General features: G+C 37.6%; 16 protein-coding genes. 10 read left to right on the top strand and 6 right to left on the bottom strand.

All coding sequences use genetic code 11. From position 1 onward, the window contains the following. Positions 1-37: 37 nt before the first annotated feature. From NSS81_RS09195 to NSS81_RS09160, 8 genes are all read left to right on the top strand, one after another. The gene (locus NSS81_RS09195; RefSeq protein ID WP_342433198.1) at positions 38-1,597 is read left to right on the top strand and encodes a hypothetical protein; all 1,560 of its coding nucleotides are present in this window, start codon (positions 38-40) and stop codon (positions 1,595-1,597) included. Positions 1,598-1,892: 295 nt separating this feature from the next. Then, complete coding sequence (gene yiaA / locus NSS81_RS09190) at positions 1,893-2,363, top strand: inner membrane protein YiaA (RefSeq protein ID WP_342433197.1); 471 nt, start codon at positions 1,893-1,895, stop codon at positions 2,361-2,363. Between the two features lie 160 nt (positions 2,364-2,523). Continuing rightward, entirely contained in the window at positions 2,524-3,588 is a 1,065-nt protein-coding gene (locus NSS81_RS09185; RefSeq protein ID WP_342433196.1) for a P1 family peptidase, read from the top strand. A gap of 134 nt (positions 3,589-3,722) precedes the next feature. Beyond that, the gene (locus NSS81_RS09180; protein ID WP_342433195.1) at positions 3,723-4,340 is read left to right on the top strand and encodes an NUDIX domain-containing protein; all 618 of its coding nucleotides are present in this window, start codon (positions 3,723-3,725) and stop codon (positions 4,338-4,340) included. Between the two features lie 189 nt (positions 4,341-4,529). Further along, positions 4,530-5,153 carry a YitT family protein gene (locus NSS81_RS09175; protein ID WP_342433194.1) on the top strand — a complete coding sequence of 208 codons (624 nt, stop codon included), beginning with the start codon at positions 4,530-4,532 and terminating at the stop codon, positions 5,151-5,153. 206 nt (positions 5,154-5,359) lie between these two features. Then, a complete protein-coding gene (locus NSS81_RS09170) occupies positions 5,360-6,937 on the top strand; it encodes a spore germination protein (RefSeq protein WP_342433193.1) in 1,578 nt (525 codons plus the stop codon). Further along, positions 6,937-8,142 carry a Ger(x)C family spore germination protein gene (locus NSS81_RS09165; RefSeq protein ID WP_342433192.1) on the top strand — a complete coding sequence of 402 codons (1,206 nt, stop codon included), beginning with the start codon at positions 6,937-6,939 and terminating at the stop codon, positions 8,140-8,142. The genes NSS81_RS09170 and NSS81_RS09165 overlap by 1 nt, the downstream gene beginning before the upstream one ends. Beyond that, on the top strand, positions 8,139-9,230 hold the full coding sequence (locus tag NSS81_RS09160) for an endospore germination permease (RefSeq protein ID WP_342433191.1): 1,092 nt from the start codon (positions 8,139-8,141) through the stop codon (positions 9,228-9,230). Before NSS81_RS09165 ends, NSS81_RS09160 begins: the two co-directional genes overlap by 4 nt. Before the next feature lie 140 nt (positions 9,231-9,370). Here the strand turns inward: NSS81_RS09160 and NSS81_RS09155 are convergent, their stop codons facing one another. Both NSS81_RS09155 and NSS81_RS09150 read right to left on the bottom strand, forming a co-directional pair. Further along, positions 9,371-10,339, bottom strand: a complete 969-nt coding sequence (locus NSS81_RS09155; protein WP_342433190.1) for an SDR family NAD(P)-dependent oxidoreductase — start codon at positions 10,337-10,339, stop codon at positions 9,371-9,373. Positions 10,340-10,363: 24 nt separating this feature from the next. After that, a complete protein-coding gene (locus tag NSS81_RS09150) occupies positions 10,364-10,939 on the bottom strand; it encodes a TetR family transcriptional regulator (RefSeq protein ID WP_342433189.1) in 576 nt (191 codons plus the stop codon). Between the two features lie 326 nt (positions 10,940-11,265). On the opposite strand from NSS81_RS09150, the gene NSS81_RS09145 reads away from it, so the two are divergent. Then, a complete protein-coding gene (locus NSS81_RS09145; protein ID WP_342433983.1) occupies positions 11,266-12,789 on the top strand; it encodes a malate:quinone oxidoreductase in 1,524 nt (507 codons plus the stop codon). A gap of 215 nt (positions 12,790-13,004) precedes the next feature. Here NSS81_RS09145 and NSS81_RS09140 read toward each other — a convergent pair whose 3' ends face one another. The 4 genes from NSS81_RS09140 to NSS81_RS09125 form a co-directional block, all read right to left on the bottom strand. After that, positions 13,005-13,256, bottom strand: a complete 252-nt coding sequence (locus NSS81_RS09140) for a DUF2535 family protein (protein ID WP_342433188.1) — start codon at positions 13,254-13,256, stop codon at positions 13,005-13,007. A gap of 181 nt (positions 13,257-13,437) precedes the next feature. Next, the gene (nspC, locus tag NSS81_RS09135; RefSeq protein WP_342433187.1) at positions 13,438-14,565 is read right to left on the bottom strand and encodes a carboxynorspermidine decarboxylase; all 1,128 of its coding nucleotides are present in this window, start codon (positions 14,563-14,565) and stop codon (positions 13,438-13,440) included. Position 14,566: 1 nt separating this feature from the next. Beyond that, positions 14,567-15,802, bottom strand: a complete 1,236-nt coding sequence (locus NSS81_RS09130) for a saccharopine dehydrogenase family protein (RefSeq protein WP_342433186.1) — start codon at positions 15,800-15,802, stop codon at positions 14,567-14,569. A 584-nt stretch (positions 15,803-16,386) separates the two neighbouring features. Then, positions 16,387-18,051, bottom strand: a complete 1,665-nt coding sequence (locus NSS81_RS09125; RefSeq protein WP_342433185.1) for a peptide ABC transporter substrate-binding protein — start codon at positions 18,049-18,051, stop codon at positions 16,387-16,389. Positions 18,052-18,698: 647 nt separating this feature from the next. Between NSS81_RS09125 and NSS81_RS09120 the strand changes: the two genes are divergently transcribed. Beyond that, on the top strand, positions 18,699-20,057 hold the full coding sequence (locus tag NSS81_RS09120) for an MFS transporter (protein ID WP_342433184.1): 1,359 nt from the start codon (positions 18,699-18,701) through the stop codon (positions 20,055-20,057). Positions 20,058-20,120: the final 63 nt, after the last annotated feature.

The following is a 20,120-nucleotide window of genomic DNA, read 5'->3' as shown; positions in this document are numbered from 1 at the left end:
TTTATTAAAAAGTCCCAATAATTGAGGTGAAAGGACGATGGCGTATCAAATAGAGAATCTACCACAAGAATCAATCCTATTAAACCAATTTTTAATCATTGCATTAGGTGGAAATTCCTATTTACATCCGTTTATTGAAACTATTTACCGTAAAAAGGAATGGGAATATTATGAGGCGTATAAAAGAAGTGGATTAATGGAGAATCCATTATTTTCTTTGTACTCTACTTATAGCGAAGAAAGAATTAGGCAAGTGGCAGGGATCGTTGCTTGGTCTGAACAAAACAATAATTTTGCTCAAGTGGAACAGCTAATCAAAAAAGGATACAAATTTGTCTATCAATATCTACAACAACATTCATATATTGATTTCGAACACTTTATGCGAACTTTTTCAAGTAGAAAAAAGAGGGAAATGGTGAAAGAGATTGAACTGATTAATCAAAATATTGTCTTGTGGTTTCTGTGTGTTAAAGAAGATAAATCATTCAATACGAATAATGTTGCGTGGAAATCTTTTCAAAATGTATTACATACAACGCTAAATGAGATTAAATTGCAAAAGGTCATTTTTTCCAAGGATATGATAGAAAAATACAAGGAAGAGATTACTTTTTTATACCAGAAATACAACATACCAAAAAACCCACGGTTCACTTCATTAGGGACATTATTGGAGTATTTAATTAGTGATAACTTGCAAAGAATTTACTACTCAGATCCGAATTGTCCTACAGAGCAGGCAGAGAAAAGGGTGTTTCAAGATTCTCCTGCAAAATATATCGGCGCTTTAGGCGGTTGGCTTAAAACACTTAAAATTCATGAGTTAGATGCAACAGAACAAATACCGTTAACGAAATACGACTTAGATATGGTTTTTTTGGAAGTTCTATATGCCCAAAAATATAATTACATATCTAAAGAGGATCAAGATTTATTTTTTATTACCTGTCTCTATCTTAAATGTCTAGGTTCCCTGTATCGAGATACAAAATATCTATATTTAGACCATTCAAAATATGATTTTTACTTTGAAATGAAATCTAAGGAAGCCCAATTAAAAGAACAAGAAATCCAGTTATCACGAAAACGATTGGAATGGGAATCTATTTTTACAAGACAACAGAGGGAATTTGAAGGAGTAACAAGCGAACTTTATCTGGCACAAGCAAAAATACGTCAACTAGAGCAGCAAATTAATACGATGGATGATTATACTACTGAAGTTCATGCGCTCAGAAATATGGTGTATCGTGAAGAAAAGACTGATTTAGAAAAGGCGCCTCCTTTAAAAAACATGTTTGATTTGATTCATTCAAAGAGAATTGTCATTTTTGGAGGTTCGCCAAGTTGGCAAGTTAAATTAAAGGAGCATTTACCAACAATAGAGTTTTTTGAAGTAGATGAGAAAAATCGAGATATTTCAATAATAAAACGAGTAGACGCAGTTTTTATCAATACATCTGTTTTTGCGCATTCTTTTTATAAAAAAATTATGAAAGAATTGAACCAAATAAAAACACCTTTATATTATTTAAATGGACAAAGTAATATAGAAAAAACAACAGTAGAAATCTATAAATGGCTTATAGAATAAAAAGAAACTCTGTTCATAATTTGAAGAGATTCTTTTTTGTGTGCAATTGTGAAATAAGCTGTAAATAAAGTAACGGTTGCTCTAATAAAACCAAGAAATAGTTATATAAAACCAAAAGCCTGTCTGAATGAAGCAGCATAACCGCGCCGTGGATTACCTAGCCAGAAACCCAATTTGAAGATGAAGAAAAAATATCTATTATTTGTAAGAAAATTCTATATAATAGAACTATGTAGAGCACCTTAGTGTAACTGGTGATCCATTTTAATATCAAAAGACGGGGGAGAAACATTTAATGTCTAATGATCATGAGGTTTTATTAGATAAAGGAAAGCGAAATGAACCAAAAATAAAGGTAGAAAGAAAAGAGGGAGAACCGACTCCAGCTTTTATTGGGGCTTCATGGGCAGCGTTATTAGTAGGTGTTACGGCCTATCTCATTGGCTTATTTAATGCATCGATGCAATTGAACGAAAAGGGATATTACTTTTCCGTTTTAATTTTCGGACTTTATGCAGCGGTATCACTACAAAAAGCAGTAAGAGATAAAGACGAGGGAATCCCTGTTACGAATATTTACTATGGAATTAGTTGGCTGGCTCTTGTTATTTCTATTTCATTAATGGGTATCGGACTTTACAATGCAGGAAGCATTGACTTAAGCGAAAAGGGATTTTATGGGATGGCATTTGTTCTTAGTTTATTTGCGGCGATTACCGTTCAAAAGAACATTAGAGATACACAGAGAGCTAAGGAAAGAGATTGAGTGATTTTTTTAGAAAAAGAAATACGAACGAACGACAGTTATCTGTCGTTTTTTTAGTTATTAATGGCAAGTATGAAATTATTCGTGCATCTTGTGGGGTTCTGGCACGAAAAAAAAGCCAGGAGAACCGTCCCCGTAGTACACATAAAGGAGATTTTATATGTTCAATCAAAAAAGGATACGTGATTATGGAGTGAAAATCGGTCGTTTGGAGCCGGGATATTATAATGCGATTACAGATGTAGAGGGAGTGACCGTCGGCCATGTGACACTGAGCCAGAACAGCATGCAAACAGGAGTCACAGCGATTTTGCCACATCAAGGAAATACCTTTCGAGAGAAGCTGATCGCCTCCAGCCATGTCATTAACGGATTTGGCAAAACAATGGGAACGATTCAAATGAAAGAATTAGGTACCTTGGAGACACCTATTCTTTTAACAAACACTTTAAATGTCGGGACAGCAGTGGATACGTTGATCGACTATATGTTAGCTCGTAACCCTGAAATCGGGCGAACCACTGGAACAGTTAACCCAATCGTTGGGGAATGCAATGATATGTTATTAAATGATGTAAGGGAAAAGTTTGTGAAGCCAGAACATATTCAGCAAGCACTTGAAAATACCTCGTTTGAATTCCAAGAAGGAAGTGTTGGCGCGGGTACGGGTATGCTTTGCTACTCTCTGAAAGGGGGGATTGGCTCTTCCTCTCGAATCATGAAAATGGAGCATGGCACGTACAAGATTGGCGTTCTTGTCCTTTCGAATTTTGGGATTTTAAGTGATCTTAGGGTTAACGGAAAAGCAGTCGGAGAAGATTTAAAGGAAGCAATCCTCCAGTCTTATAAGGAAGAGGATAAAGGGTCTGTGATGATTATCGTTGCCACCGATCTCCCGGTTTCAGAGAGACAGCTAAACAGAATCATCAAACGATCCGTTACAGGTTTATCCCGAACAGGTTCGATTATTACAACGGGAAGTGGAGAGGTCGTTATCGGGTTTTCAACTGCAACGAAAATTCCACATGAAAAACCAGAACAACTTCTCTCCCTCCCAACGATTCATGAAGAAGATATGGACTTGGCTTTTAGAGCGGTAGGAGAAGCGACAGAAGAAGCCGTTTTGAATTCCTTAGTGACCGCCGAGGCAGTCGTTGGGCGAGATGGCAATATCCGACCAGCATTTAAGGATTTAATAGAGGAATTTAAGATTTCATTAATTTAAAAAAATGCCGGTAATGTCTTAGATTTTCTGAAATTTAAAAAAGAGCGATAATTTCAACAATGTAGTGAAAGTTTAATAGCTCGTATTTGATAGCTATTTTTAGAAGTAAGACGAAGGCTTAAGGGGGGAAATATGTGCAAACGGAACAATTAAAAATTTTTGATGATGACAGGAATCCTATAGGAGTTGCCACTCGTGAAGAAGTACATAGATTCGGTTATTGGCACGAAACCTTTCATTGTTGGTTTACTCATAAAGAAGAGGGCACTGATTATATATATTTACAGCTTCGCAGTCAAACCAAACGCGACTATCCGAATCTGTTAGATATTACAGCTGCAGGGCATCTATTGGCTGATGAAACCGTTCAAGACGGTGTAAGAGAAATTAAAGAAGAGGTTGGGATCGATGTTTCCTTTGAGGAGTTACTTCCATTGGGGATCATTGATTATTGTGTCATAACAGATGATTTTATAGATAAAGAATTAGCCCACTCATTTTTATACAAAAGTGAAAAATCCTTCGAAGACTTTACGCTTCAAGACGAAGTAGCAGGGATTGTAAGAGTAGAGTTTAACCACTTTGTTGAACTTTGGTTTGGTGAGAGAGAATCAGTTAAGATAAGAGGATTTGAAATGGGGAAGAATGGCGATAAGATTTTTTTTGAAAATTATGTTGGCAGGGACCAATTCGTACCTCATGAAATCAACTTCTATAAGACAGTGATTGGAAAAATAAAAGAAAGAATTTAATTTAATCGTTTGGATGTTTTTTGCAGAGAGCAGTTAATGGTGCCTCATTTCGCTTCTAGCAAAAAAACCAGCAGATCCGTCCCCTTGTTTCTATCATTTCCATTTAGTTTTTATGGTTGACGCAATAATTGGTATGGTATAGTGGTCAGGTGAAAAGTTTTGAGATTAGAGGGGAAATGGTGAGAAAGAATGGTTCTTCGCTGGTCGTTTTTTGTTTTAGGAATGCTTGTTTTAGCATTTGGTGCGGCTTTAACGATTGAAGGCGAGTTATTAGGAATCGGTCCTTGGGATGTGTTTCATTATGGAATGTTTCTGAAGCTGGGGCTAACAATTGGCACATGGTCTATAATCATAGGATTCCTCTTGTTAACTGCTGCCTCGATTGCAACGAAAAAGCTGCCTAAAATAGGTGCGTTTTTAAATATGCTGTTACTTGGTATTTTTATGGATTTCTTTTTATGGCTTTTGCCAAGTATCGATAGTTTCATAGGAGCAGTAGTTTCCTATGTCATAGGTGTTGTTCTATTAGGTTTTGGAATTGGACTCTATGTTTCGGCGGATTTGGGTTCTGGACCTCGAGATAGTATCATGATCATGATTGTAGACAAAACAGGATGGAGTTTACAATGGGTTCGTAATGGAATGGAAGTGCTTGTTCTCATTCTCGGTTGGGCATTAGGTGGCCCAGTAGGGGTTGGAACGGTAATCATTGCCTTTTTCTTGGGCCCGATCGTGGGCTTTTCCTTACCGCGATGTAAAAAACTGCTAAAGTATTTACTTGATAAAAGTAAAAACCAAAAACTTGCAGCATAGAAAGCTATCCTTTATTCATTTGAGGGTAGCTTTTTTGTAACTTATTAAGGTATCTTTTGATTATTTATTTATACTGAATGACTAAATAAAGGCTACTCAAAAGAGATTAATGATAGATAGGAGAAAGACAGGTTCCTCTTAAAGTCTGAACAAGTGCATACAACATCTCCTAAATGGAAAAAATATCTTCAAAGGAGTGTCCTCATATGTTCAAGTACGGTAAACGACAGGTAAAACAGAAGATAAAAAAAAAGACTGTACTACCTTCCGAAGTTCAGACTGAAAACCTATGTTCCAACCTTTCCATAAATGAACAAATTTTAAAGAATCTATTTCAAAATTGCTCAGATTTTACGATTCGACCTATCCAGATAAATGGGGAACCTAAAATTCTATTGTTTTATTTAGAAGGGTTAACCGACACGAAAACACTTGACATATTACTATTAAATCCATTGATGTTTCAAGGGCTGCCAAATGGTTTGAATAAAGGTGGCACACTTGGGCAATTTATTGAACATCAGCTCTTAGCTGCCACTCCTGTTAAGACAATTTCTGAATTAGGCAAACTAGTAGATGAAATTTTAAAAGGAAATCTAGGGGTATTAGTGGAGGGGGAAGCAAAGGCATTAATTGCGAGTTTGCAGGGATCAGAAAAAAGAAGTGTTGAGGAGCCATCGAGCGAGGTTTCGATTCGGGGTCCGAGGGACGGGTTTACAGAGTCATTAAGGACAAACACAGCCCTATTAAGAAAAAGAATCCGCAGTACAAGGCTTAAACTAGAGTCCATGAGTATAGGCGAGCTTTCACAAACTGATGTAGCAATCGCTTATATCGAGGGACTTGCTACAGAAGCGCTATTGGATGAAGTCCGAACAAGACTTAGCCGGATTCAAATTGACGGGATCCTGGAATCAGCGTATATTGAAGAATTTATTGAAGACGCTCCTTATTCTCCGTTCCCGCAAATTCAAAATACGGAACGGCCAGATATTGTAATAGCAAACCTGTTAGAAGGGAAAGTTGCGATACTGGTCGATAACACTCCGTTTGCTCTTATTGTTCCAATGACTTTTTGGAACGGACTACAAGCGGTGGAAGACTACTATGAACGGTTTATTTACACTTCCTTTATTCGATTCATCCGTTATTTCTTGTTTAATATTACAATGTTTTTACCCTCTATTTATGTCGCCTTGGTCACCTTTCACCCTAAACTCATTCCGACTACCCTTCTTATCAGTATCGCAGCTGCCCGGGATGGCGTTCCATTCCCCACCATTATTGAAGCGCTGCTTATGGAGTTAGTGTTTGAGGGGCTGCGGGAAGCGGGGATCCGTCTGCCAAAAGCGGTAGGCTCAGCCGTTAGTATTGTCGGAGCACTTGTCGTTGGACAAGCTGCGGTACAAGCAGGAATTGTCTCATCTACAACGGTGATTATTGTAGCGACAACCGGAATTGCTTCCTTTTCCATCCCAAGGTACAACCTCGGAACGGCATTGCGGCTTGTTAGGTTTCCGATGCTCATTTTAGCAGGAATGTTCGGCTTGTACGGTATCGTCATCGGCTTTATTGTGTTAATCATTCACCTTGTGAACCTTCGCTCTTTCGGGGTTCCGTATTTTAACCCAGTGGCCCCGCAAATTCCGGGAGACTTAAAAGATGTGCTATTACGGTCACCAAGATGGAGTAACCGATATGGACCGATATTCACATTGGGATGGAAAAAACAGCGGACCCCTTCCGGGCAAAAGCCAACTTCCCAAAAAGGGGGGAGAGAGTAATGAAAACAGTTTTAAGTTTTGCGGTATGCTTCTCCTTACTATTCATCACAGGCTGTTGGGATCGTAAGGAATTAAATGACAGAGCCATTTGGCTGGCAACAGGCTGGGATTTAGCTGAAAATGGTGGTGTCGAAATTAGCGGGCAAATCGTCATTCCTTCTAATGTACAAACCCAAGGCGGAGGCGGAGGCGGTGGCGGTGGGGCTACTGGAAAAGGTTTTTTTACGGTTTCTGCCATAGGGAAGAATGTAGAAGAAGCCCTAGATAACATACAGACAAAGCTGCCTAGGGAGGCATATTTTGGTCATCGTCGCATTATCTTTATTGGTGAGGAATTTGCCACCAGCGGTCTCAAAAAAAAGTTTGATATTAATAATCGAACCCCAGATGTCAGCCTTCGTTCAGATGTGTTTGTGGTAAAGGGAGGTAAAGCAAAAGAAATCATTAAACTAGCTAACCCATTAGAGAAACCTCCTGCTATTGCCACGTTAAAAGAACACCGGCAAAGTGGTGGAAGGGGAGATACAGCTTATTTAAAGTTCCTTATCGCTGCAAACCTTGACGGTATTCGTCCGTCCATCCCTTCTATAGAAATTAGCGACTCCCTTGAGGGGGAAACAGGCAAAGAGGATTCTCCTAACCCTAAGGTTTTGCGTTTAGCTGGAGTCAGCCTGTTTGATAAAAACCTTAAATTACTTGGGTTTCTAAACGATGAAGGAAACAAGAATACACTTTGGGTAATGGGAATTCTTAAAAAAAAAACCATCAGCATTAAAAAAGGTGGTGCAAATTCGAGTTTGAAATTAACAAAGATTAACAGCAAAATAGAACCGAATTTCGGTAAAAATGAAAAGCCCAGTTTCACTGTTACCTTGGTTGGCGAGGGAACTCTCTCAGAAAGCAATTCAGGTTTAAATATGATGAATACCAAAAATCTTAAGTTACTTGAAATGGAGTTTGAAAAAGAGGTGCAAAAGCAAGTTAAACAAACCATTACAAAAGTACAAAAAGAATATGGTATAGATATCTTTGGTTTTGGCGAAGCTATTCATCGCAAGAATCCCATTCGGTGGAAGAGATTAAAGACGAATTGGGATCAAACATTTTCTGAAACAAACATTAATGTAAGAGCAAGAGTCAAGATTAAACGTATTGGAAATGAAGGACCATCTCTATTGTTTAAGGAAAGTGAGATAGAAAAATGAAACTTTCAGGACTTCAAATATTTTGGCTGATGTTCACTTTTGAAACGGGAAATGTAATCTTACTTACAATTAGTCCAGTAATGCAGAACGCCAAGCAAGATGTTTGGATTGCTTACTTGATTGCAAGCCTTTTGGGGATACTGATTGTGTATGTTGCCACTAAAACCGCCTTGCTTCATCCTAGTTGTTCATTAGTTGAATTTAGTAAACTTATTTTGGGAAAGTGGCTTGGAACAGCCTGTGTAATTATTTATTTCATTCAATGGTATTCTGTAATCGGCAACATATTAAGGGAATTTGCCGATTTTACGATTACCATTCTTCTTCCTTCCACGCCACCGTGGATCTTTTATGTAACTGTGCTTTTGTTACTCATTTACGTAACTTATTTGGGAGGGATTGAAGGTATTGGACGGTGCAGCGAAGTATTCGGTCCTATTATAATTCTTTCCGTAGCCTTAATGACGATTTTATCGATTAAAGATTTTGATGTTAACAATTTTCTCCCAGTTTTTGTAGATACGGGAATACTTCCAATTTGGAATGGAGCATTAACACCACTGGCTTTCTTTGGAGAGTCAGTTATGATGCTAATGCTCGTTTCGTTTATGAATGAGCCGAATAAGGCAACAAAGAGCGCAGTATGGGGGATTGTTTTGAGTGGTATTATCTGTAGTTCCGTTGCTGTAGCGGTTTTACTGACTTTTGGACCAGAGATATCCTCTAAACTGCGCCACCCTGCTTTTGATATGGTTAGCTACATATCAGTAATGGACTTTATCCAAAACTTAGAAATTATTGCCGTGTTAGTCTGGATTCTTAGCGCTTTTATCAAGTTGGCACTATATTTCTTTTTGGTTTGTTATGGAACCTCTCAATTGTTCAAGATAAAAGACTGGCGTAAAATGGTTTGGTTTGCAGCACCCCTTTTTTTCGCAATAGCCATGTTTGTTCCAAATCCTTCGTACACCTTTGGCTATATGAAAACGTATTGGGTTTATTATGTATTACCTATTAATATGGTTGGAATCCCTCTGTTGCTTTGGATTGTTGGAAGTATTCGAAAAAAACTTGCGGCAAGTCTATAGGCTTCTTTAAAATATTTCAAAGGATACAAGTGAAATCGAAGGAGAAATAATAAGAAATAGTGAATGGTGCATACCGACTATTTCTTATAATGACTAAACAGTAGATGCAGTATTGGTATATAGATCTTACTTAGAAAACTTCAAGATTTTAAGGTGGAGTGGATAGAATGGTCGTTAGTTAACTCAATACTTAACTCCCATAGTTGGTCCATAACGTCTTTCTTATTTGCATATGTGGGATAGAAACTGGAACCGAGGACACGTTTTACTTGTTTGAAAAAACCAGGATATTCATTAGGGGCCACTTGCATAATTTCTAATTTATCGTTGAAAAGCTTTCCGGTTACATGTTGAAATGTATCGGAGGTGCATATTTCAAAATAGTTATTGGCCATATATGAAGTTGGTGGAATAAATAAATTTTGCACCCACGTGATTGGTCGCCACCAAGGTTTGACTTTTTTTATCATTCGCTTTGACATTTTTGCACCATTGATTTGTAATGCATTTACTTTGATCCCATCATCTTTAAACATTTCAGCCATTTTAAATGTGAGCATCAATAATGCCATTTTAGATTGGCAATACATTTTATACACACTATGGGATCTACTATCCTTGAATTCGCCTTGTAGGTTATCAAAAATTATTTTGGTTTTCAAGTCAAAAAAATGCTTAATGATATTACTACCTGCATGAAAGATTTTAGGTTCATCAGATTTTTTTAGGTGATCCAATAATAATGTCGTCATCAAAAAAGGCCCAAATACATTCGTAGCAAAAGTCAGCTCAATATGATCGGGACTAAGTTGATATTTTTCACCATGATTAAAATAAGCTGCGTTATGGATTAATATATCCACTTTTTCAAATTTACTTTTGTATTCTGAGCAAAATGTACGGATGGAATTAAACGAAGACATATCCACTTGCATTAAATAGACATTTTTATTCTTAGAGATATCGATAATTTCTTTTTGGACGTTTCTACTAAACACCATATCCCTACAAGCCATAATAATGTTGTATCCCTCTGTGGCAAATTTAAGTGCTGAGGCTTTACCTATTCCAGAATTGGCACCCGTAATAATAACATTTCTGTTTTGCATAAAATCCTACCTCCTTTATGATTATCACGCTAACGACCCGTTATTTCTTAAATGAGCAGCAGCGATAATATCCGCTGCTGTGCTGTCCAAAATCTCAATCAACTTTTCATCACAATCCTCTGGAAGTAATTTATTTGCTACCATAACAGAAAGACCAGTTTGGAACGTTTGCATTTTGAATAAAATCGTCTTCAATTCTTCATCAGAAAAATGAGACAACATTGGATCCTTTTTCATTTGTTCAATAACAATGTAAATGTTTTCGTTTTCGTATTTCATATGAGGGTTATTTTTGATTATCAAATCTCTATAAAGTACACTATATTCTTTCGCAAATCTAAGACTAGCAATTCCGATATCTCGGAATGGATGACCTGATTTCTGCTCCATTAGCATCTGTCTTGAAACCTCAAATGCTTTTTTTACTACTTCCTGTATCAGTTCATCGATATTGTTAAAATTTACGTAAATGGGTGCTATGGAGCTTCCTAGCTTTTGAGCTACGTTTCTAATTGTGATGGAATCTAATCCTTTATCTTTAGCAAGATCAAATGCTGCGATAATAATCTCCTGTTTAGTAAACTTTTGTTTCGGTGCCATGCTAAACTCCTTTATTATATATTCAGTGATATGTATCAAGTGATATATAATTAGTCTATTTAAAGATGTGGTTGTTTTAGTACTAAATTTCGAATAAATAACTTTAGGTACAATGTTCATGTAGTACGACTAATTTATTTATCTAAGGTTTAATGCCTATGTACTCTTTCTCCTCCAGGATGGAATTCTCCCAATCTACAAACTTTTAAATAATTTACAATTGTCTTATAATAGTTAATATTATAATCTTTAAATATTGTATACAGAAAAGCTGTGTGACTTGGCCAAGTCTTAGCTTGGTGTGTGCGCTTATATCTTTACTGCAAATTCAAGAGAAAAGGTTGATAAAAATGAGCAACAGTGAAACGAAAACAGACGTTATATTAATTGGTGCTGGAATCATGAGTGCGACATTAGGGACAATCTTGAAAAAATTAGTGCCGGAATGGGAAATTAAGGTGTTTGAGAAGCTTGAAAACGCCGGGGAGGAAAGCTCGAACGAATGGAATAATGCAGGAACAGGGCATGCAGCCTTGTGCGAGCTTAACTACACGGTTGAAAAACCGGATGGATCTGTAGATATTAGTAAAGCGATCAATATAAATGAACAGTTCCAGGTTTCCATGCAGTTTTGGTCGTACCTTTTAAAAAGCAAGCTGTTAGATAACCCGCAGGACTTTATCAGACAATTGCCCCATATGAGCTTAGTTCTAGGGGAACAAAATGTAGCATTTTTAAAGAAACGGTTTGAAGCGATGTCAAAAAATCCGCTATTCCAAGGGATGGAGTTTTCCGATGATCCGGAAAAACTGATGGAATGGATGCCGCTTATTATGGAAGGCCGCAAGTGGAATGAACCAATCGCGGCAACCAATATCGACTCTGGCACGGATGTTAACTTTGGTGCTTTAACGCGCAAGTTATTTGACCATTTAGAGAATAAAGATGTCCTCATAAACTATAATCATAGTGTTAATGATATTAAACGGACGAGCGATGGCATGTGGGATTTGAAGGTGCAGAATCTTTTTAGCGGTACGGTCAAACACCATACAGCGAAATTCGTCTTTATCGGAGGCGGGGGAGGAAGTCTGTCTTTACTGCAAAAGACCGGTATTCCTGAGTCAAAGCATATCGGAGGATTCCCGGTAAGCGGACTTTTCATGGTATGTAACAATCCAGATGTTGTCGCCCAGCATCATGCGAAGGTATATGGCAAAGCGAAGGTTGGAGCACCGCCAATGTCTGTTCCTCATCTTGACACAAGATTTATCGATAATCAAAAATCATTGCTGTTTGGACCGTTTGCAGGCTTCTCGCCAAAGTTTCTAAAAACCGGTTCCATGCTTGATTTGGTCACTTCCGTCAAACCGAATAATGTCTTGACGATGCTGGCAGCGGGTGCCAAAGAGATGTCATTGACAAAATACCTGATTCAGCAGGTGATAGCATCGAAAGAACAGCGCATGGAAGAGCTCAGGGAGTTTATCCCAAACGCTATCGCTGAGGATTGGGATTTAATCGTTGCCGGCCAACGTGTGCAAGTAATAAAAGATACGGAAGCTGGTAAAGGTACGCTTCAATTTGGTACGGAAGTAATTTGTGGAGCAGATGGCACGATTGCAGCTTTACTAGGAGCTTCTCCAGGTGCGTCAACAGCCGTTCACGTGATGCTTGAGGTCATCCGAAAATGTTTCCCAGAACGTATGAAAGAATGGGAACCGAAAATCAAAGAAATGATTCCTTCGTTTGGCAAGTCACTAATGAAAAACCCGGAGCTTCTGCGCGAAATCCATACCTCAACAGCAGAAACACTTAGTCTAAAAGAAAAAGAGCTGGTTTATAGTTAATCCATCCATATAAGTAATAAATGTAAGGAACATTTTTATCAATGGACAATCTGCTCTATCCGGAACGTTTATTAGGCAGCTAGAAATATTTAATAGAACAAATTAAATGTCCAAAAAGGGTCTGATCTCTCGATGTTTTTGCTGAGAGGTCAGACCCTTTGTTGGAACATCCCATTGAGTATATAAGGTTTTATAGATGAAAAACATTTAGAAAGTTAAGCATTATGTCTAAACTCTAGAATTCTATATAATTCCTTGAAGTCAGGCCAACTCATTTTTCGTTTCAGATATTCCCGGAAGGAATAGCAGCTTTTGGGTTGCGGTTTAGTATAAAAAATTGAAATAAATAGTTGTAATCGAACTTGGATCATAAAATAGAATCGATTGTTTTTTTCTAATACTGGGATATCGATAATTTTAATCTTCTGTCCAACAGCATTCCTAAACTCTAGGCTTTTACATAACAAAATATCATCTTCTTTTTCCAGTTTGTTTATATTATATCTTATTAATATCGATAATATTTTATTTAAATATTAAGTTTTAGTGAAAAATTCGGACTATTCATCTTTTATAAAAAACCAGATTCGTGATTGAGAATCTGGTTTTTTCACTTCGGGAGTTGCTTCGGTACATATCCTCTATTCTTTAAGCTAGTCTCATTTTAAAATCCTGGTAGCTAAATTGGTGCACAATATGACAATCTCCATCTTTGTCTTGAACAACGATTGCCGGTAAAGGCATGCCGTTAAAAGTGGTGTTTTTGACCATCGTATAAATCGCCATGTCACCAAAAACTAATCGATCACCGCTCTTTAGGGGCTGATCAAAAGAATAATCTCCGATGACATCGCCTGCCAGGCAGGTTTGCCCGCCAAGCCGATAGCTAAATGGCTTCTCACCTGCTTCTCCAGATCCAAAAAGAGGCGGACGATAAGGCATTTCTAATACGTCCGGCATATGACAGGTGGCTGAAGTGTCAAGAATCGCAATCTCCATACCGTTTTGATGGAGATCAAGGACAGAAGTAACCAAATAACCTGCATTGAGGGCAATGGCTTCTCCCGGCTCAAGATATACTTCTAAACCGTATTTATCCTGCATTTTCTTAATACAGTTTTCTAGCCGCGGGATATCATAATCTTCTTGTGTGATATGATGACCGCCGCCAAAGTTGATCCACTCCATTTGTGATAGCCATGGCCCGAACTTTTCTTCAACTGCATTAAGAGTTGTCTCTAGGTCATCAGAGTTTTGCTGGCAAAGTGTATGAAAATGCAGCCCTGAAACGCCAACAAGCATATCGGGACGAAAATGCTCTTTTGTTACACCAAACCTAGATCCGGGTGAACAGGGGTCATAAATAGCATGGCCGACTTGTGTGGAGCATTCAGGATTAATACGCAAGCCCACTTTCCTGCCAGCTTTTAATGCTTTATCCTTAAATTTTTCTAGCTGTGAGAAGGAATTAAAGATGATATGATCGCAAATAGAGATAATTTCGTCGATTTCCTCTTCACGATAGGCAGGGGCAAAGACATGATTCTCTTTGCCCATTTCCTCGTAACCAAGACGCGCCTCGTATAAGCCGCTTGCTGTTGTTCCACTTAAATATTCTCCAATGAGGGGGTACATTGTTGTCATCGAAAAAGCCTTTTGTGCCAAAACAATCTTAGCTCCTGTCCGCTTCATGACGCCGTTTAGGATTTTAAGATTTTTCTCAATTAACTCTTCATCGACTACATAACATGGTGTTGGTAATTCTTCGAACTTCATCTTATCGAACGAGCTCCAACTCTTTTTCTTTAACTGGCTCATCAACAAGTACAGGATTAAAGTCTTCAACCCATGGAAGTCCCCATTTATTCAATTCTTCCATAAACGGATCCGGATTAAATTCCTCAATATTGTATACACCCGGTTTATTCCATTTTCCGGTCATCACCATCATGGCACCGATCATCGCAGGAACACCTGTTGTATAAGAAATGGCTTGTGAACCGACTTCTTTATAGCATTCCTGATGGTCACAAATATTGTAGACATAATAAGTTTTCGGCTTTCCATCCTTTTTTCCTTGGAAGATACAGCCGATGTTTGTTTTTCCGACTGTCCTTGGTCCAAGTGATGCTGGATCTGGTAATACAGCTTTCAAGAACTGAAGCGGGATAATCTGTTTTCCTTCGAATTCAATTGGCTCGATGCTAGTCATTCCTACATTTTCAAGGGCCTTTAAGTGAGTAATATAGCTTTGGCCAAAGGTCATGAAGAAACGGATACGCTTAATCCCTGGGATGTTTTGAGCAAGAGATTCAAGCTCTTCGTGATAGAGCAAATACATATCTTTCTCGCCAACTTCCGCGAAGTTGTAAACGCGTTTGATTTCCATTGGCTCCGTCTCGATCCATTCGCCGTTTTCCCAATACCTTCCGTTTGCAGAAACTTCACGGATATTGATTTCAGGGTTGAAGTTGGTTGCAAATGGATAACCATGATCTCCGCCATTACAGTCAAGAATATCGATATATTCAATTTCATCAAAATAATGTTTCAATGCATAGGCAGAGAATACCCCAGTTACACCCGGGTCAAAGCCGCTACCTAAAAGTGCTGTAATTCCAGCCTTTTCGAAGCGCTCGCGGTAGTCCCATTGCCATTTATATTCAAATTTTGCCGTCTCTTCCGGCTCATAGTTTGCAGTATCCATATAGTTTGTTTTTGTTGCCAGGCATGCATCCATAATGGTTAAATCTTGATATGGAAGAGCTAAGTTCATCACAATATCCGGTTTTACCTCTTCAATTAAAGCAATTAGTTCATCAACATTGTTTGCATCCACTTGTGCCGTTGTAATTTTCGTTTTGCCGCCGTCTAGTTTTGCTTTTAAGTCATCACATTTTGACTTTGTACGACTTGCGATACAAATCTCTTCAAATACCTCACTGTTTTGAACACATTTCTGTATGGCTACGGAAGCCACCCCGCCGCAGCCAATAATAAGTGCTTTTCCCATTCCCTTTATCTCCTAACTAAATTGATTTTTTACAACAAAAAAAGCAAGTGCAAAGCGCATAATTGCGCACAACACTTGCTTAGATATCTTTATCAATATTAAAAAAGCGTAAGTATACCAAAAAAAATATGTATACTACTACCAAAAGGTCCTAGGGACTTATGTAAGGAAGCTCTATAATATTCATTTAATATCATCAAAAGATCAGAGTCTATATAGCAAATAATTTACTTTTACTACTCTTATTGACCGTTTCACAAGTTGTGTGCATTGCACTGGTTGTAAAGTAACCAACTTATAAAATTTGAGCTTTTAACTCAATCAATAAGGCAACTAAAGTTGCCATTCGGCATTTGACCGGCGTACCTTTGCCTTAACTTCATTATGGAAGTGGTCAAAGACTCTGGATTATAGAATACATGCTTTCCAATAATAACGCTATTTTATATTATCAGAATATAAAAATAGTAGCAATAGAAAAAATGAAAATAAAATAGAAGAGAGGGGGAAATACCAATTGGTATTTCCCCCTCTCTTTTCATTTAAGTAACCTCAGATAAGCAACTAAAACCAGGCCTTTGGTTTTATTCCGCTACATCTGCCCATTTGTATTCGTAGGTTGCTCCGAATGGGTTTACGAACACTCCTTGAACTTTTGGTGAGATTAGTTGTGCTCTGGAAGCCTGGTAAACAGGTGCGATTGCCGCATCTTCAAATAGCACTTTTTCTGCCTCAAGGAAGTTTTTATAACGCGCTACATTATCTGTAGCAAGAGTTGAAGCAGTATCAAATACTAATTTGTCATAAACCGGACTTGAATATCCTGTCATATTGTTCCCACTATCTGTCGTAAATAGCAACATATAGGTATATGGATCAAGGAAGTCTGGGCCCCATCTAGTAAGTTGAAGTTCATATTCCATGCTTTTATCTAATTCAAGACGCTGCTTTTTCGGTATCTGTTTAATGTTAACCTTCAATCCATCTAAATTAGTTGAAAGCTGGTTAGCAACATATTCAATTAAAATTTTTGTCGTTTGGTCATCATCAGCTAAAAATTCAATCTCAACTGAATCCGTACCAATTTCTGCTAGACCTTTTGCCCAAAGTTCTTTTGCTGCTTCTAGGTCATAAGTGACAAGGTCACCGCTTACTTTACGGAAATCCTCACCCGATTCAGGTATTGGTGTAAAGTCTTTTGGGATAAGACCATTCGCAGCGATTGATCCGTTGTTCAAAATCTCATCGACTAGAGCTTCTTTGTTAAATGCTCTGCTGATTGCCGCACGAATATTTTTATTTGCTAATGCATCAGATGTGGTTTGATTAAATTTTAGGAAATAAACAAATGTATCTGCTGAAACAGCATAATCTTCATTAGTAGAATATTGGTCTACTAAATCGGATGTTAGGTCTATTCGTTGAACTGTGCCTTCCTCATATAAGCTTAGAGCTGTTTGTGGATCTTTTACAACAGTGAATGTCAGTTTATCCATTTTAACTGTTTTTGCATCCCAATACTTTTCATTCTTTACAAGATTCCACTTATCACTCGTACTAGTCCAATCAGAAATAGTGTAAGGTCCATTCGCTAATAAGTTTTCTGTGCTAAGTGCAAAATCTGCGCCTTTTTCCTCAACGAATTTTTGATTTAGCGGGAAGAATGTTCCGAATGTCGTTAATGTTTCAAAGTACGGTGTTGGATTTTCTAATTCAACGACGAATTTATAATCACCGTCTGCTTTTACACCTAGTTTGTCCGGTGTAAGTTCACCTTTGCTTATCGCTTCAGCATTTTTGATTACTCCATTCATCATATACGGGCCATATTCTGAGCCTGTTTCAGGATTAACAGCACGCTGCCACGCATACACGAAATCATGAGCCGTTACTGGGTCGCCATTGGACCATTTTGCATCCTCACGTAAGTTAAAGGTCCAAGTCAGACCATCTGTACTTACTTCATGATCGATAGCCATTCCCGGAGCAGTTTGTGTTTTTTCATCTAAACGGTAAAGACCTTCCATTGTTGCAGCCAGATAAACAAAAGAAGATTCATCTGTAGCTTTAGACGGATCCATTGACGGAATCGCTTCAGGATTTATAAAGCTAAGTACTTTTTCCTTTGCCTGTTCCTCTTCTTTTGGTTCATTACTTGCAGGTTTCTTTGTTTCATCGTCAGAACATGCAGCCAACAAACTCAGCAATAATCCAAATGTTAACAATAATAACCATTGTTTGGCCTTCATTTTATTTTCCCCCTTTAATAATAATGTTTTCTGAATATAATATATATGCAGAAGATTTTAAACTATGAAATGATTATACTCATTAACTTGTATTCTTGTAAAGCGGAAACTTTGGACCAAGGGGAGCGTTCTGCTGGTCTTTTTTTTAATAGAAGCGTGTGAATCGCCCCTATCTATCATTATATTTATATTTAGTATGAGGCTCTCAAGCATTTGCTGAGGGTTTTTAAAAAAATAAATCTAGATATTATAAGGATAATTCGGTGAAAATCAAGAGGTAAATTCAGTTGGGAAGTATCTTTTGTAATAAATTTGAACAAAATGTTTCCGTTTACATTTTTTTGTTGCAACTCCACTTTCGGCATGCTAGTATACTAGTACATCAAAGAAAAGGAGGGAACAAATCTTATATCCAAACTAGCTGTTTAATAGAAGTCCACGTCCCTAAGAATTGCTTTTTAACGGAATTATTTATTTCATATTTGAGGTTTATCTTAATGCAAATGGATTGGACAAGCTACAGCAATAGTTGGATGTATGTCATATTTTAGTACCTTGTTTCTTATGAGTTAATTTACTTTTTGTAGAAAATGTAACCGTTTTACCAAGTGGTTTTTGTAACAACAATATAATAAGAGGTGAAAATAATGCGTAAATTTGGAATGAGAGACAAATTAGGTTATTTGTTTGGAGATCTTGGTAATGATTTATTCTTTATTCTTGTAGCAGCATTCTTAATGGTTTTTTATACAGATGTATTCCAACTTAATCCAGCTCATGTCGGATTACTATTTTTAATTGCTCGTTTATGGGATGCGGTAGCCGATGTTACTTGGGGCCGTTTTATAGATACAAGAAAATCAACGAAAAATGGAAAGTTTAAACCATGGATTCTAAGAATGTCTGTTCCACTTGTAGTATCTGGTGTCTTAATGTTCGTGACGATTCCTGGAATGTCCGATGGCTTCTATCTTGCTTACGCTTACGTAACCTATATAATTTGGGGAACTCTATACAGTACGGTAAATATCCCGTACGGATCAATGGCTTCTGTTATCACAGCTGATCCTGTTGAAAGAACTGCTCTTTCAAGCTGGAGAACATTAGGTGCACAAGTATCTGGTTTAGTTATTAACGTAGTTGGACCAATGATTCTATTTGTTAACAATCGTCCTGATGCAGATCGCTTCTTTTTAGCTGCACTAATTTTTGGTGGTCTAGCAATTGCATCTTACCTTGCTTGCTATAAATTATCGACGGAACGAATTGTGTTAGATGAAACGGAAAAACCAAAAATGAACTTAGGCAAAACAATGAAAGGTTTAGTAAAAAACAAACCATTAATTTGGTTCCTAGTAGTTGCCTTAACATTCATGATTGTCTTTATGTTAATTGGTACAGTAAACGTATTTTTATTTAAGGATTACTTCAGCAATGCGAAAGCGTTAAGTATTGTTGGTCTTCTGCAATCTGGTGCAGTTTTTGTAGCTATGCCGTTTATTCAACCGTTAGTTAAAAAGTTTGGTAAAAAAGAAGTGGCTTCAGGTGGCTTATTACTAGCAGCTCTTGTATATGCCGTTCTATATTTCCTTCCTAATCTTTCATCCACACAATTTATTGCTATTCTAACTGTTGCGATGTTTGGTTATGGTATTTTCAACCTTGTTGTTTGGGCGTTCGTTACGGACGTAATCGACTATCATGAATATTTAACAGGTTTACGAGAAGACGCAACCGTCTACTCTATCTACTCAATGGCTCGTAAAATTGGTCAGGCAGTAGCTGGTGGTCTTGGTGGTGCGGTGATCGCTGCAGCTGGATATAATCCAAAGCTTCAGGCACAAACAGCTAGTACGCTTGATGGAATTCATACCCTTGGAACATTAGTTCCTGCCCTTGTACTTGGAGCGGTTTTCTTAATACTTGTATTCCTTTACCCATTAAACAAAAAACGTACTCTGCAATTAGCTATTGATTTAGCAGAGAAAAGAAAAACAGCTAAATAACAAAAACTTTATAGAAATAAGAAGAAGATAGTTATTTAGTTAACTATCTTCTTCTTTTGAAGT

It is taken from the genome of Neobacillus sp. FSL H8-0543, assembly GCF_038592905.1.
GTDB lineage: Bacteria > Bacillota > Bacilli > Bacillales > Cytobacillaceae > Neobacillus.
This window is presented reverse-complemented; position numbering and strand designations above follow the sequence as displayed.